Below are 12,952 nucleotides of genomic sequence, written 5' to 3'. Positions count from 1 at the left end.
GAAGTACGGCGGATGGACGGCGTGGACGGCGCACGGAGCCGGACGGCATTGGTCGAGGACCTCATGGAGCGGTTCCCCGACGTGCCGCGCGAGGCGGTGATCAAGGAGGACCTGCTGCGCGGCGGCATGGCCTTCGACGAGTCCGCGCTGAGCGGCAGCGGCGGGGACGGCACGGGGGAGGTCAAGCCGAAGTCGTACTTCATCTTCTCCTTCGACCACCGCACCCTGCCCGAGCTCGGCGCCGCCGCGCTCAACCGGCCGCCGGAGGAGATCGTGCTGACCGGCGGTCCGTACGGGCTGCGCCGCACGGTGGTGTCGGTGCGGGTGAACCCTGACTCGCCGTACCGGGTGGGCGCGGGCGAGGACGGCGCGCTCGGGCTGTACCTGGACGGCGCGCGGATCGCGGACGTGGGCCTGCCGCCGATGCCGGACTACTACCGGCACACGCTGGAGAAGGGAAGCCGGTGATGGAGGTGGCCCCGACCATCCTGTGGGACTAGCTCCAACACCGGCTTCCGGGTCTGCCAGAACTACGGCACCAACAGGAGTGCCAGTTCTGCGACTTGGCATCCTCCCCGCTGTGCGGCGGGGATTCCCTCCGGCGCTGCGGCTGGATTGGTCGGGCGGTTACCCGCCGTCCTGGTTGGCGCTTCACGGACCCGCTCACTCGCTGGAGGTCTCCACGCCCTGCATCCGCCTACCCGGCGGCCGTACAGCAATGCCATCGCCTTGGCTGTCGTCGACGGCTCAACGAGGTTACCTCAGCAGCCTGTTACGTATCGTCACCCGCAAGGGTGATCTGTTCCCGGGGGCGAGGTGTGGGACAAGCGGCTGTTCGAGCTGCACTGCCCCGGCAAGGAGCGCTACGTCGGGCGGGACGAGTGGCACCGGCGGATCCTGGAGTCGGCGGAGGTCTTCGGGCCGTCGAACGTGATCCCCAACTTCGTCGCCGGCATCGAGATGGCGAAGCCGTTCGGGTTCGCGACGGTGGACGAGGCGATCGCCTCCACGCGGGAGGGGCTGCGGTTCTTCATGTCGCACGGCGTCGTGCCGCGCTTCACGACGCGGTGCCCGGAGCCGACGACGCCGCTCGGGAAGGGCAATCCGCTGGGCGCGCCGCTGGATTACCACATCCGGCTGCTCCGGGCCTACCGGGCGACGCTGGAGGAGTTCGGCCTGTCGTCCCCGCCCGGCTACGGGCCCGCGGGGGCGGGGAAGGCGGTGTTCTCCGTGAGCTCCTTCATGGACTCGCTGCCGGGGTAGGCGCCCGCCGCAACGTACGGCGCCCGCCGCAACGTACCGACGGCCGTCCGGGTTCACGCCCGGGCGGCCATTTTTATGTCAATTTCCGAAACAATACCTCCGGGGTTATGTCCCTCGGCGAAACATAAAGCGAACCGTGGCGGTGGCCTTGAGCTGCGTGGATTTCCCTATTGGCAATCCGCGGTTGAGGGTTGACACCATTAGTTGGTCTAGTCCAACGTAGGTGACGCGCCGTTCGGCGACGGCTGAGGCGGGGTGAGGTGCCCTGCCGCGCCGACGAGTTGGCCGCCCGACCTGGTGAGAATTCCGGTCCATCGCGCCCGCACTCGTCCATCGGGGAAGCGCTGCGCCGAACACGAACCATGGAGTGACTTGCTCATGCCGAAGCCTGACGGATATCTGCACCGGGCCGCCTCCGAACGCCCCTACTTCTCCGCGGACGGAGAGTCCTACCTCGCGCAGACCGCCCTGCGGGACATCCGGAAGACCCGGCCGCTGCGCGTCCTGTCCGAGGAGGACCTGGAGTTCTGGCGGACGTACGGCTACGTCGTCGTGAAGGAGGCCGTGCCGGCCGACGCGGCCCGGCGCCTGCTCGACTTCGCCTGGGACTTCCAGGGCCTGTCCCCGGACCGGCCCGAGGACTGGTACCGGGAGCGGGACTACCGCGACGAACTCGACCAGCACCTGCACATCTACGGCTTCGTCGAGGCCTACCACCACCAACTGATCTGGGACAGCCGCCAGTCGCAGCGGGTCTACGACGCCTTCGTCGACGTGTGGGACTGCGAGGAGCTGTGGGTCACCCTCGACCGGCTCAACCTCAACCCGCCCAACGTCCGCAACCGTGACCGCGCGCTCATCGAACCCACCGACCGCGGCTTCGACATCGAGCTGCACTGGGACGTCGACACCACGCTCGGCATGCTGCCGCAGCGCGTCCAGGGCATCATCGCGCTCAACGACACCGAGCCCGACCACGGCGGCTTCCAGTGCGACCCGGAGCTGTTCCGCCGGTTCAACGCGTGGCAGGCCGCCCAGCCGGCCGACCGCGACCCGCTCCGCCCGGACGTCGACCGCACCGAATTCCCGGTCGTCCGCCCCGAGTTGCAGGCCGGTGACCTGCTGATCTGGAACGGCCTGCTGGCCCACGGCGTCGAGCGCAACACCTCCGCCGCCGGCGTCCGCGCCGTGCAGTACCTGTCGATGATGCCCGCACTGGAGGAGGCCGAGGACATGCGCCGCTCGCGCGTCGACTCCTGGCGCACCCTGAGCACGCCGGACTGGAACCGCACCCTCGTCGGCGACGCCGACAAGCCCGAGGCGCTGCGCTACGGCCCCGCCGAGCTCACGGAACTGGGCGAGAAGCTGCTCGGGCTCAGGTCCTGGAACGGCGGGGAGTCCGCCGGGGCGGGGGAGTAGCGTGCGGCGCAGAATCTGCCTGACCCTGCCGACCAACCGGGCCTGCGCCGGGACGATCGCCGCGACCGGTGCCGAAGCCGCTTACGCGGCACGGGCGTTCGACGTCGAGGTGCACCTGCTGATCCTGGACTCCGCGGACGGGCCGACGTACGACGAGCACGCCAAGGCCGTCGCCGCGCTCCCCGCGACGGAACACGTCGTCGTCCACCACCTCGACGAGGACGCCCAGCGCGACTTCCTGCGGGACGTCATCGCGCGCTCCGAACTCCCGGACGCGGAGCACCTGTTGGAGCTCATGCTGCCGGACGCCGTGTCCTACGGCGCCTGCACCAACCGCGCGTTCCTGATCGCCGCCGCCCTCGGATGCACCTCCGTGCACCGCCGCGACTCCGACAGCCGCTACCAACTCATCGACGGTGAACCGGTGTTTCCGGTCGACCACGAACTCGCCACCCTCGGCCGGCGGGCCGCCGACGCGGCCGGATCCGTCACCGGGAACACCCTCGACCCGGCCCACGCGAACAAGCCGGTCAGCCTCGTCGGCGCCTCCTTCATCGGTGAACCCTCCGTCGACATCGGCGAGATGCGCGAAGCCGACCCCGACGTCCACCGCGAGGTCGTCGGCCTCTGGGCGCCCACCGGCGCCACCGAGGAGGAGCGGCGCGAACTCGTCGCCGAATCCTTCGCCGGGGCCGGCAGCGAACCGTTCACCCACGACCGCGCCGTCCTCGACCTGCCCGACATCTGGCGCGTCGACATGTGCAACATCGCCCTCGACCACGAGGTCTACGAGCGCGTCCCGCTGCCGCCCGCCACCGCGACCATCGGCAGCGACTACTTCCTCCTGCACCTCGTCCGCGACGCGACCCTGCCCGGCGTCGTCCACAACCGGCACATCGTCAACTACTACACGCCGGAACGGCGCACCGGCGCCGGCTTCACCGCCTACCAGCTGCGCTTCGCGAAGTTCCTGCTCTCCATGCTCTACCTCTACCCGGTCTACTCCGAGATGGAGGCCGCCGGCGACGCCCTGCTCGACGCCGGCCACCGCGTGCGCGCGGACGTCATCGCCGACGCCGCCCGCCGCAGCGCCGCGACCGACCGCGCGGAGAACCACCGACGGCTCGCCGTCCTCGACCGCTGCTACCGCCAACTGGGCGGCAAGTACGCCGAGTTCGCCGACCACCTGGCACCCCTGCGGGCGGACCTGCTCGACGAGGCGCAGGCGGACATCGAGGACTTCGCGCTGCTGACCGACGCGTGGGGTCCGCTCGTACGGGCGAGCCGGGCCACCCCAGCCGACCGGCTGCCGTGCTAGCGACCAGGAGCCGCACCCACATGTCACGCGAGACTGCCGAACCGGCCGCGAAGCTCCATACGACCGTGCACCCGCACGCCCCGCACCGCTCCTCCCTCCAGGGCGCCCTCCCGCAGGGCTCCGACGCACCCGCCCCCGTCCACGACCCCTCGGCACTGCGCGCCGCGCTCGCCGCCGCCACCGACGACCGGATCATCTACGACCTCGACGGCATCGCCGCCCAGTACGCCGCCCTGACGGCCGAACTCCCGGGCGCCGACGTCCGGTTCGCCCTCAAGGCCTGCCCGGTCGACGAGGTCCTCGCCCGCCTGGCCGGCCTCGGCGCCGGCTTCGACGCGGCCTCCCCGCAGGAGATCGCCCAGGCGCTGCGCACCGGCGCGGGCGCCGGGCGGATCCACTACGGCAACACCGTCAAGTCCGACGCGAACATCGCCGAGGCCTACCGGCTCGGCGTGCGCGACTTCGCCACCGACTGCCTGGAGGACGTCGAGGCGATCGCCGAACACGCCCCCGGCTCGCGGGTGTTCTGCCGCCTGGCGACCACCGGGGAGGGTGCGCTGTGGGGCCTCAGCCGCAAGTTCGGCTGCTCGCCCGAGGACGCCGTCCGGGTGCTGGAGGCGGCCCGCGCGGCCGGCCTGACCCCGTCCGGCCTGTCCGTGCACGTCGGCTCGCAGCAGATGACCGCCGAGGCCTGGCACGCCGCGATCGACGCGCTGGCCGCCGTCGTCGAGGCGCTCAACTGGCGGGGCATCACGCCCGCGACCATCAACCTCGGCGGCGGTCTGCCCGCCCTCGGGGTGCTCGACCGGAGCGGCCGGCCGCTGCACCCGCCGCTGGACAAGATGTTCGCCGTCATTCGCGAAGGCATGGACCGGCTGCGCGAACTCTCCTCCGGTCCGGTGGAGTTCATCATCGAGCCCGGCCGCCACCTGGTCGCCGACCACGGCGCGATCCGCGCCCACGTCGCCCGGCTCACCTCCCGCCGCCAGCTCGACGGCACCCGCGAGGACTGGCTCTACCTGAGCTGCGGCAAGTTCAACGGCCTGTACGAGATGGACGAGCTGCAGTACCGCCTGGAGTTCCCGACCCACCCCGGTGGCCAGTTCGTCAATGCCGTCGTCGCCGGCCCGACCTGCGACAGCGACGACGCGTACCGCGCGCTGGAGGACGGACTCGTCCGGGTGCCCCGCGCGATCGCCTCCGGCGACCCGGTGTGGGTGCACGCGTGCGGCGCGTACGCGACCGCCTACGCCACCCGCGGGTTCAACGGCTTCGAACCGCTCCCGTACAGCTGCATAGGAGGCGGCGAGTGAGCGCCGACATCCGGATCCGCCCGGTGCGGGAAGGGGACTGGGACGCCATCGTCGCCCTGGAGGCCCGCGCCTACGCCGACCACGGCCTCTCCGAGGGCCGCGAGGCGCTGCGCTCCCGGCACGCCGCTTCGCCCGGCACCTGCTACGTGCTGGAGCACGTCGGCGGCGTCGGCGGCTACCTGCTCGCCCTGCCCTACCCGCTGTTCCGCAGCCCGGACCTGAGCCTCGGCGAACGGCCGGGAGCCGCGCGGCCGGGCGCGAGGCCCAGCAACCTGCACGCCCACGACCTGGTGATCGCCGAGGAGTTGCGCGGCCGGGGCCTCGCGCCGCGCCTGATGCGGCACCTGCACGACACCGCGCGGACGGCCGGCTACCGGACGGTCTCGCTGGTCGCCGTCCTCGGCGCCCAGGCCGTGTGGGCCCGGCTCGGCTACCGCGCCCGGCCCGAGATCGGCCTGCCGGAGAGCTACGGGCCCGGGGCCGTCTACATGGCGATGCCGCTGCGGCCCGCCGGCGCTCACGCCCTCCCCGCCCTCACCGACCTCACCGCCGTCCCCACCCTCGCCACCGAACTGGGCTGATGCACATGATCCGCGTCCGCGACGACTTCCGTCGGCACCAACTCGCCATCGCCGCACTGTTCTTCGTCCTCGGCTTCCAGTACGCGACCTGGGTCTCCCGGGTGCCCGCGCTCAAGGCCAGGCTCGACCTGAGCGAGGCGCAGATCGGGCTGCTGCTGATGACCTGCGGGGTCGGCGCGGCGGTGTCCTTCCCGCTGGTCGCCGTGCTGATGCGGCGGGTCGGATCCCGGCTGCTGTCGGTGCTGTCCGCGCTGGCGCTCGGCGGGGTGCTGCTCGCGCTGTCGGCGGTGCCGAACTACGCCGTCACGCTGCTGGTGCTGTTCTGCGACGGCATCGCGGTCGGCTGCCTGAACGTCGCCATGAACGCCCAGGGCGCGGCGCTGGAGGCCCGCTTCGGACGCACGACCATGTCCCGCCTGCACGCGACGTTCAGCGCGGGCTCGCTGCTGGCCGCGCTGCTCGCCTCGGCCGTCACCGCGGCCACCGACACCATGGCGGTGCATTTCGGCGTCGCGGTCGCGGTGCTGGTCGCGCTGGTCGCGCTCGCGCGCCCGGCGCTGCTGGCGGAGGACCCCGCCGCCCAGGAGGAGGCCGCCCCGGGGAAGAAGGACCGTCGCCGGTTCGCCCTCCCCGCGATGGCGACGCTGTGGATGGGCCTCGCGATGGTCTTCGGCACCGTCACCGAGGGCGCCATGAACGACTGGTCGGCGCTCTACCTCAAGGACGTCGTCGAGGCGAGCGCCGGCATCGCGCCGCTGGGCATCGCCGTCGTCTCGGTCATGATGGTGCTCGCCCGGATCTTCGCCGACGGCTGGCGCACCCGCTTCGGCGACGGCCGGATCGTCCGCGCCGGCAGCCTGCTGGCCGCCGCCGGCCTCGCCCTCGCGCTGCTCTCCGGCGGCGTGGTGCCGACCCTCCTCGGCTTCGCGTGCGTCGGCCTCGGTGTCGCCGCCGTCACCCCGTGCGTCTACGTCGCCGCGGCCCGCCGGGGCTCCGACGCGCTGTCCCTGGTGGCCGCCATGGGCACCACCGGCCTCCTCGCCGGCCCCGCCGTGATCGGCTTCATCGCCGACGGCGCCGGCCTGGTCTGGGGCATGGCCGCCGTCGCGGCCTCGGCCGGGGTCGTCTCCCTGTGCGCCCTCCGGATCCAGTGGCCCGCCCCGGCCGCCGCCGACCCGCTCGACGCCCGCCTCGCCCCCGACGCGACCTGACGGTCGCCCCCTGAACCTCGCCCGGCACGCCGACGCCCCCGTCGTGGACGTGCCGGGCGAGCCCGTTGCGCGGCGCCCGTTCCGCGGCGCCCGTGCTCAGCCGTCCGTGCTCAGCCGTCCGCCGGGGCCGGCCCGACGGCGGTCCCGGTGATGGCGTGCCGGGCCAGCCGGTCGCGCAGGCGGGTGAGCCGGGCGATCTCGGCGTCCAGCGCGGCCAGCCGGCGGGCCACCACCGGGGCGAAGGTCTCCGGTGCCGGCGGTTCGCCGGCGCAGCGGTGCGGCGCGTCCGTGTCGAGCAGGTCGAGCCGGTGCGCGCGGGCGGCGACGTCCTCGACGGTCAGGCCGAGTGCCAGCAGCTCCCGGATCGCCCGGATCCGGACGATCTCGGCCCGGCCGTACTCGCGCTGGCCCGAGGGCGAGCGGGGCGGTGGGCTGAGCAGGCCCCGCTGTTCGTAGAAGCGCAGCGCCCTGGGCGTGGTGCCCGCCGCCGCCGCGGCGTCGCCGATCCGCATTCCCGTCCTCCCGCCGTCACCGTGCACGTCCACCGCTCGCCTGCAGGTCGCCTGCAGGTCGACTGCCGGCCGCCTACAGCTCGCCTAGAGCTAGACGATCAGGGCCCCGAAGGCGTCCCCGTCGATCAACCGACGCAACGCCGCCGGCGCCCGATCGATGCCCGCGATCCGCGTGTGCGGGAAGGAGATGAGGCCCGCGCGCAGCCAGGCGCCGAAGCGCTCGCGCCACTCGGCGTCGAGGCCCGGGTGGTCGGCACCCCGGAATCCGCGCAGCGTCACGCCCTTGACGATCAAGGGGAGGCCGTCCAGGACCGTCGGGGCGGTGCCGCCCCGCCCGTCCGGCGCGAGCTGCCCCGACAGCGCCCCGACCAGGGCGAACCGCGCGCCCGGCCGGGCCGCCGCCGCGGCGGCCGTCAGCTGCTCGCCGCCGACCGTGTCCAGCAGCACGTCGATCCCGTCCGGCGCGGCCCCGGCGAGCTGCTCCGCGAACGGCCGCCCGCCGCGCACCAGCACGGCGTCGTAGCCGAACTCGGCGGTGAGCCGGGCGGCCTTGGCGGGCGAGCCGGTGGTGCCGATCACCCGGGCCGCGCCGAGCAGCCGGGCCACCCGGCCGGCCAGGCTGCCGACCGCCCCCGCCGCGCCGGTCACCAGTACGACGTCGCCCTCCCGCACCCCGGCCGTGCGGGCCAGCCCGCCGTAAGCCGCGACGCCGGGGGAGAGCAGGGCGACCGGGTCCGGCAGGCCGGCGCCGACGGGCGTGAACGCGGTGGCGTCCGCGACCGCGTGCTCCCGCCAGCCGTGCATGTGCGTGACCAGGTCACCCGGGCGCAGCGGGCCGTCCGAGGGCGCGGTCAGCACCTCGCCGAGGGCCGGCCCGAACAGCGCGTCCCCGGGCCGGATCGGGGGCAGCGGCAGGCCGCCGGCCTCGCGGCCGATCAGGGTGCGCAGGCCGGGGAAGACCAGGAAGGCCCGGTTGCGGACCAGCACCTCGCCCGGTCCGGGGGCCGGCAGCGGCTCCTCGACGACGGCGAAGTGCCCGGGCTCGGGCAGTCCGGCGGGGTCGGCGGTCAGCCGGACGACGCGGGTGGTGGCGGGCAGGGCCATGGCGGGCCTCCTCGGGCGGGCGCGGCGGGCTCTCCGCCGCGGTGCCGGGACGCTAAACCCTGACGTGCGGGTCAGGGGCAAGCCCGGGAAGCGCTCTGACGGGCCGTCTTCTAGAGTCGCCGTGGAACGCGTGTACGAGATCCAGAGCCGCACCGAGAGGCAGTACCGCCATGAACGAGCAGGCGCCCGAGCCGTTCGAGCCCGTCGACGAGGACTGGGGGACGGCGCTCGCCGTCGTCGCGCACCCCGACGACATGGAGTACGGCGGGGCCGCCGCCGTCGCCCGCTGGACGGGGCAGGGCAAGAAGGTGGTCTACGTGATGGTCACGAGCGGCGAGGCCGGGATCGACTCGATGGGCCCCGAGGAGTGCGGGCCGCTGCGCGAGGCCGAGCAGATCGCCTCGGCGGCCGTGGTCGGCGTCGACACCGTCGAGTTCCTCGGCCACCCGGACGGCGTGCTGGAGTACGGGCTGCCGCTGCGCCGCGACATCGCCCGCGCGGTGCGCCGGCACCGGCCGGACATCGTGATCACGAGCAACTTCCGCGAGACGTACGGCGGGACGATGCTCAACCAGGCGGACCACGTCGCCGTCGGCCGGGCCACCCTGGACGCCGTCCGGGACGCGGGCAACCGGTGGGTGTTCCGCGAGCTGGCCGAGGAGGGGTACGAGCCGTGGAACGGCGTCCGGCAGGTCTGGGCGGCCGCCTCGCCGGGGGCACGGCACGCGGTGGACACCACGGACACCTTCGACCTGGGCGTCGCCTCGCTGCGGGAGCACAAGGCGTACCTCGCCGGGCTGGGCGGCCCGATGGCGGACCCGCGCGAGTTCCTGGAGGGCTTCGGCCGGGGCGCGGGCAGCCGGCTCGGGGTGCGCTTCGCCGTGCCGTTCGAGGTGTTCCCGCTGCGCTAGTCCGCGTTCGTGCCGTCCTCGTTCGTGCCGTCCTCGTTCGTGCCGTCCTCGTTCGTGCCGTCCTCGGAGTCCTCGGTGCCCTCGGAGGAGCCCTCGGAGTCCTCGGTGCCCTCGCGGCGCCGGCGCCGGTAGCGCACCACCTGGCGCGCCAGGAGGGCGGCGACGAGGACCCCGAGCCCGACCGCGAACCAGAGCTGGTAGCGGATCGCCGTGCGGTACACCGTGCCGATGTTGGCGCCGGCGACGAACCCGAACGTCCCCCACGCGGCCGTCCACAGCGCCGCGCCGATGACGTTGAAGACCGCGAACCGCCGCCAGGGCATCTCGGTGGTCCCGGCGATGATGCCGTTGGTCTGGCGCAGCCCGTCCACGAAGCGGGCCACCGCGACGACCTTCCCGCCGTGCGTGGCGAAGAAGCCGTCCGCGCGCTCCATCCGGGCGGGGGTGAGCAGCACGTACCGGCCCCAGCGGTGGACGAACGCGCGCCCGCCGGTGCTGCCGATCAGGTAGCCGAGGGAGTTGCCGAGCGTCGCGGCGACGAAGGCGATCACCAGGACGGCGGCGAAGTCGAGGTGCCCGGTGCCGGCGTAGACGCAGGCGAGCACGAGGATGGTCTGCCCGGGCACCGGGATGACGCAGTTGTCGAGCAGCACGAGCAGCGCCACCGCCAGGTACCCGTAGTGGTCCAGCAGTGGCGCGAGCCCGGCCAGTGCCCCGGGCAGCGGGGTCGCGGGGGTGGACACCGCTCCTCACCACCTCGCCCGGGTCGGGGGCGGGGCGGCGGGTGCGTCGGTCAGCGGTCCGCCAGACGGGGTTCGATGTTGCAGTCGGGGCCCGGGTAGACGAGTCCCTCGTGGCCGTCCTCGAAGCGCACCACGTACGGCGGTTCGCCGTTCGTGCCGCGCACCTCGATGATCTCGCCCTTCTGGTCCGTCATGCCCACCGACCTGCTGTGGATGTGGAGCTGGTCACCTACTGCCGCGTGCATGGGTCTGCTCCTCGGGTCGCGGTGGCCGCGTCGGCGGCCGGTCTGCCTTCCACTGTGCTGCGCGGTGAGCGGCCCCGCAACGGCTCGGGCGGACGGGACGGGACGGGGCCCGCGTGGTGCTACGCGAGCTGCTCCGCCAGGTAGCTGCGCACCAACCGCTTGCATTCGGCGATCAGCGCCGGGTCCCCGTCCGGGTCGCCCCGGAAGGCCAGCTTGAGGACCGCGTCGGCGGCCTCCAGAGCCACCCGCAGGGCGAGCGTGAGGGCGGCCGGGTCGCTCGCCGCGAAGAGCTCGCCGCCGAGCGCCTGCAGGCGCAGCGCGACGGCGGTGTTGTTGTCCACGCCCGCGTCGAGCAGGTGCCGTTCGTCGCGCAGACCGGACGGGACGGCGGCGCCGGCGAGCCCGAAGTCGAGCTGCCCGAAGCCGGGCACGGCGCGCTTCATCGCGACGAACTCCTCCACCGCGAGGTCGGTGAAGCGGGCCGGGCCGACCGGGGCGGCCTGCGCGAGCCGGCCGTCCAGGCGCTGGAGGTAGTGGTCGAGGTTGCGGCTCGCGAGCGCGGCGAGCAGGTCCTCCTTGCCGGCGAAGAACTGGTACAGGGTGCCGATCGGCACCTGGGCGCGGGCGGCGACCTCCTTGGTCGTGAGCGCGGTGGGGCCGACCTCGTCGAGCAGCCCGGCGCAGGCGTCCAGGATGCGGCCGTACCGCTCCTGGCTGCGCTGCTGGACGGGCTTGCGCCGTCCGGGGGGTACGTGACTCCACGTGTTCGCGCTCATAGGGCTCACTGTGCCGCATTCGGCCAGGTGGGGGCGAATCAACGGGGGGAGGGGCGGGACCCCGCGCGGGACCCCGGGGAAATGATTGACAAACTCAACCTTTCACGTCTAGCGTCGGTATTGCTTCAAGTGATGAAACATCGATGTGCGCAAGCCATCCCGAAGGACCGCGAGAACCCCATGACCGCACTGTCCGGACCCTCCGCCCACGCCTCCGCCGAGGACATCCCCGCCGCCGTCGCCCGGCTGCGGGCCGCGTTCGACACCGGCCGCACCCGCCCGCTCGCCGACCGCCTCGACCGGCTCGCCGCCCTGCGCGCCCTGCTCACCGAGCAGGCCGAGGTGTTCCAGGAGGCCCTCCGCGCCGACCTCGGCAAGAGCGCCGCCGAGTCCTACCGCAGCGAGATCGGCTTCACGCTCAACGAACTCGACCACACCGTCGCGCACTTGGCCGAGTGGCTGCGCCCGCGCCCGGCCGCCGTCCCGGAGCCGTTCCGGCCCGCCGAGGCCACCGTCGTCCGTGACCCGCTGGGCGTCGTGCTGATCATCGCGCCGTGGAACTACCCGCTCCAGCTGGCCCTCTCGCCGCTGGTCGGCGCCCTGGCCGCCGGGAACGCCGCCGTCGTCAAGCCCAGCGAGCTCACGCCGGCCACCTCCGCGGCCATCGCCGAGCTGCTGCCGCGCTACCTCGGCGAGACCGTCGCCGTCGTCGAGGGCGCCGTCCCGGAGACCACCGCGCTGCTGGAGCAGCGCTTCGACCACATCTTCTACACCGGCAACGGCACCGTCGGCCGCATCGTCATGGCCGCCGCGGCCCGGCACCTGACCCCGGTCACCCTCGAACTCGGCGGCAAGAGCCCGGTCGTGGTCGAGCCCGGCGCGGACCTCGCCGTCACCGCCCGCCGGATCGCCCGCGGCAAGTTCCTCAACGCCGGCCAGACCTGCGTCGCCCCGGACTACGTGCTCGCCGTCGGCGACACCGCGGCCGAGCTGGAGAAGGAACTCGCCGCCGCCGTCCACGAGTTGTACGGCGACGACCCGGCCGCGGCCGAGCACTACGGGCGCATCGTCAGCGAGCGCCACTTCGACCGGCTCACCGCGTTCCTCGGCGACGGCCGGACGGTCACCGGCGGCGCCCACGACCGCGCGGCCCGCTACCTCGCCCCGACCGTCCTCGCCGACGTCGAGCCCACCGCCCCGGTGATGCGGGACGAGATCTTCGGCCCGATCCTGCCCGTCCTCACCGTCCCCGACCTGGACGCGGCGATCGCCTTCATCAACGAGCGCGACAAGCCGCTCGCCCTGTACGCCTTCACCGAGTCGGCCGAGACCAAGCGCCGCCTGGCCGAGGAGACGTCGTCGGGCGCGCTCAACTTCGGCCTGCCGGTCCTGCACCTGGCGATGCCCGAGCTGCCGTTCGGCGGCGTCGGCGGGAGCGGCATGGGCCGCTACCACGGCGAGTACTCGATCGACACGTTCAGCCACCTCAAGGCCGTCGTCGACAAGCCCCTCGTCTGAGCCCCTGAGCCCCTCACCCCTTCCACCTCCCTGGAGAC

At 73.5% G+C, this 12,952-nt stretch carries 12 protein-coding genes and 2 pseudogenes; 9 read left to right on the top strand and 5 right to left on the bottom strand.

Translation table 11 applies throughout. The annotated features are described in order from the left end of the window. Positions 1-12: 12 nt before the first annotated feature. The 7 genes and pseudogenes from ACFVSN_RS26220 to ACFVSN_RS26190 all read left to right on the top strand — a co-directional run. Positions 13-598, top strand: a pseudogene (locus tag ACFVSN_RS26220) (radical SAM protein); the annotation flags it as partial. Positions 599-804: 206 nt separating this feature from the next. Continuing rightward, positions 805-1,263: pseudogene (locus ACFVSN_RS26215) on the top strand (radical SAM protein); the annotation flags it as partial. A gap of 378 nt (positions 1,264-1,641) precedes the next feature. Then, positions 1,642-2,682, top strand: a complete 1,041-nt coding sequence (locus ACFVSN_RS26210; protein ID WP_387596399.1) for a phytanoyl-CoA dioxygenase family protein — start codon at positions 1,642-1,644, stop codon at positions 2,680-2,682. Position 2,683: 1 nt separating this feature from the next. Beyond that, entirely contained in the window at positions 2,684-4,000 is a 1,317-nt protein-coding gene (locus ACFVSN_RS26205) for a DUF6271 family protein (protein WP_387596396.1), read from the top strand. A 20-nt stretch (positions 4,001-4,020) separates the two neighbouring features. Next, positions 4,021-5,313: a type III PLP-dependent enzyme gene (locus tag ACFVSN_RS26200; protein WP_387596393.1), complete on the top strand. Its 1,293-nt coding sequence runs from the start codon at positions 4,021-4,023 to the stop codon at positions 5,311-5,313. After that, positions 5,310-5,894 (top strand): GNAT family N-acetyltransferase, encoded by a 585-nt coding sequence (locus tag ACFVSN_RS26195; protein WP_387956697.1) that lies wholly within the window; start codon positions 5,310-5,312, stop codon positions 5,892-5,894. The genes ACFVSN_RS26200 and ACFVSN_RS26195 overlap by 4 nt, the downstream gene beginning before the upstream one ends. After that, on the top strand, positions 5,894-7,105 hold the full coding sequence (locus tag ACFVSN_RS26190; RefSeq protein ID WP_387596387.1) for an MFS transporter: 1,212 nt from the start codon (positions 5,894-5,896) through the stop codon (positions 7,103-7,105). The genes ACFVSN_RS26195 and ACFVSN_RS26190 overlap by 1 nt, the downstream gene beginning before the upstream one ends. A gap of 110 nt (positions 7,106-7,215) precedes the next feature. On the opposite strand, the gene ACFVSN_RS26185 is transcribed toward ACFVSN_RS26190, so the two are convergent. Together ACFVSN_RS26185 and ACFVSN_RS26180 are read right to left on the bottom strand one after the other, a co-directional pair. Then, positions 7,216-7,617, bottom strand: coding sequence for a MerR family transcriptional regulator (locus ACFVSN_RS26185; protein ID WP_380445136.1), 402 nt, complete (start codon positions 7,615-7,617; stop codon positions 7,216-7,218). A 90-nt stretch (positions 7,618-7,707) separates the two neighbouring features. After that, positions 7,708-8,721, bottom strand: coding sequence for a zinc-binding dehydrogenase (locus tag ACFVSN_RS26180; protein ID WP_387956696.1), 1,014 nt, complete (start codon positions 8,719-8,721; stop codon positions 7,708-7,710). 170 nt (positions 8,722-8,891) lie between these two features. Here ACFVSN_RS26180 and ACFVSN_RS26175 point away from each other — a divergent pair, with 170 nt between their 5' ends. Then, positions 8,892-9,632: a PIG-L deacetylase family protein gene (locus ACFVSN_RS26175; protein WP_380507476.1), complete on the top strand. Its 741-nt coding sequence runs from the start codon at positions 8,892-8,894 to the stop codon at positions 9,630-9,632. Here ACFVSN_RS26175 and ACFVSN_RS26170 read toward each other — a convergent pair. The 3 genes from ACFVSN_RS26170 to ACFVSN_RS26160 all read right to left on the bottom strand — a co-directional run bounded on the left by ACFVSN_RS26170 (position 9,629) and on the right by ACFVSN_RS26160 (position 11,396). After that, positions 9,629-10,375 (bottom strand): DedA family protein, encoded by a 747-nt coding sequence (locus tag ACFVSN_RS26170; protein WP_387596384.1) that lies wholly within the window; start codon positions 10,373-10,375, stop codon positions 9,629-9,631. The two genes, ACFVSN_RS26175 and ACFVSN_RS26170, sit on opposite strands and share 4 nt — an antisense overlap. A gap of 50 nt (positions 10,376-10,425) precedes the next feature. After that, positions 10,426-10,620 carry a DUF1918 domain-containing protein gene (locus ACFVSN_RS26165; protein WP_359959525.1) on the bottom strand — a complete coding sequence of 65 codons (195 nt, stop codon included), beginning with the start codon at positions 10,618-10,620 and terminating at the stop codon, positions 10,426-10,428. A gap of 119 nt (positions 10,621-10,739) precedes the next feature. Then, the gene (locus tag ACFVSN_RS26160; RefSeq protein ID WP_380499115.1) at positions 10,740-11,396 is read right to left on the bottom strand and encodes a TetR/AcrR family transcriptional regulator; all 657 of its coding nucleotides are present in this window, start codon (positions 11,394-11,396) and stop codon (positions 10,740-10,742) included. 180 nt (positions 11,397-11,576) lie between these two features. Here ACFVSN_RS26160 and ACFVSN_RS26155 point away from each other — a divergent pair, with 180 nt between their 5' ends. Further along, a complete protein-coding gene (locus ACFVSN_RS26155; RefSeq protein WP_387596380.1) occupies positions 11,577-12,914 on the top strand; it encodes an aldehyde dehydrogenase family protein in 1,338 nt (445 codons plus the stop codon). The last annotated feature ends 38 nt before the right edge of the window (positions 12,915-12,952 follow it).

Origin of the sequence: Kitasatospora sp. NPDC057904, assembly GCF_042887925.1 — a bacterium.
In the GTDB taxonomy this organism is placed as follows: Bacteria; Actinomycetota; Actinomycetes; order Streptomycetales; family Streptomycetaceae; genus Kitasatospora.
This window is presented reverse-complemented; position numbering and strand designations above follow the sequence as displayed.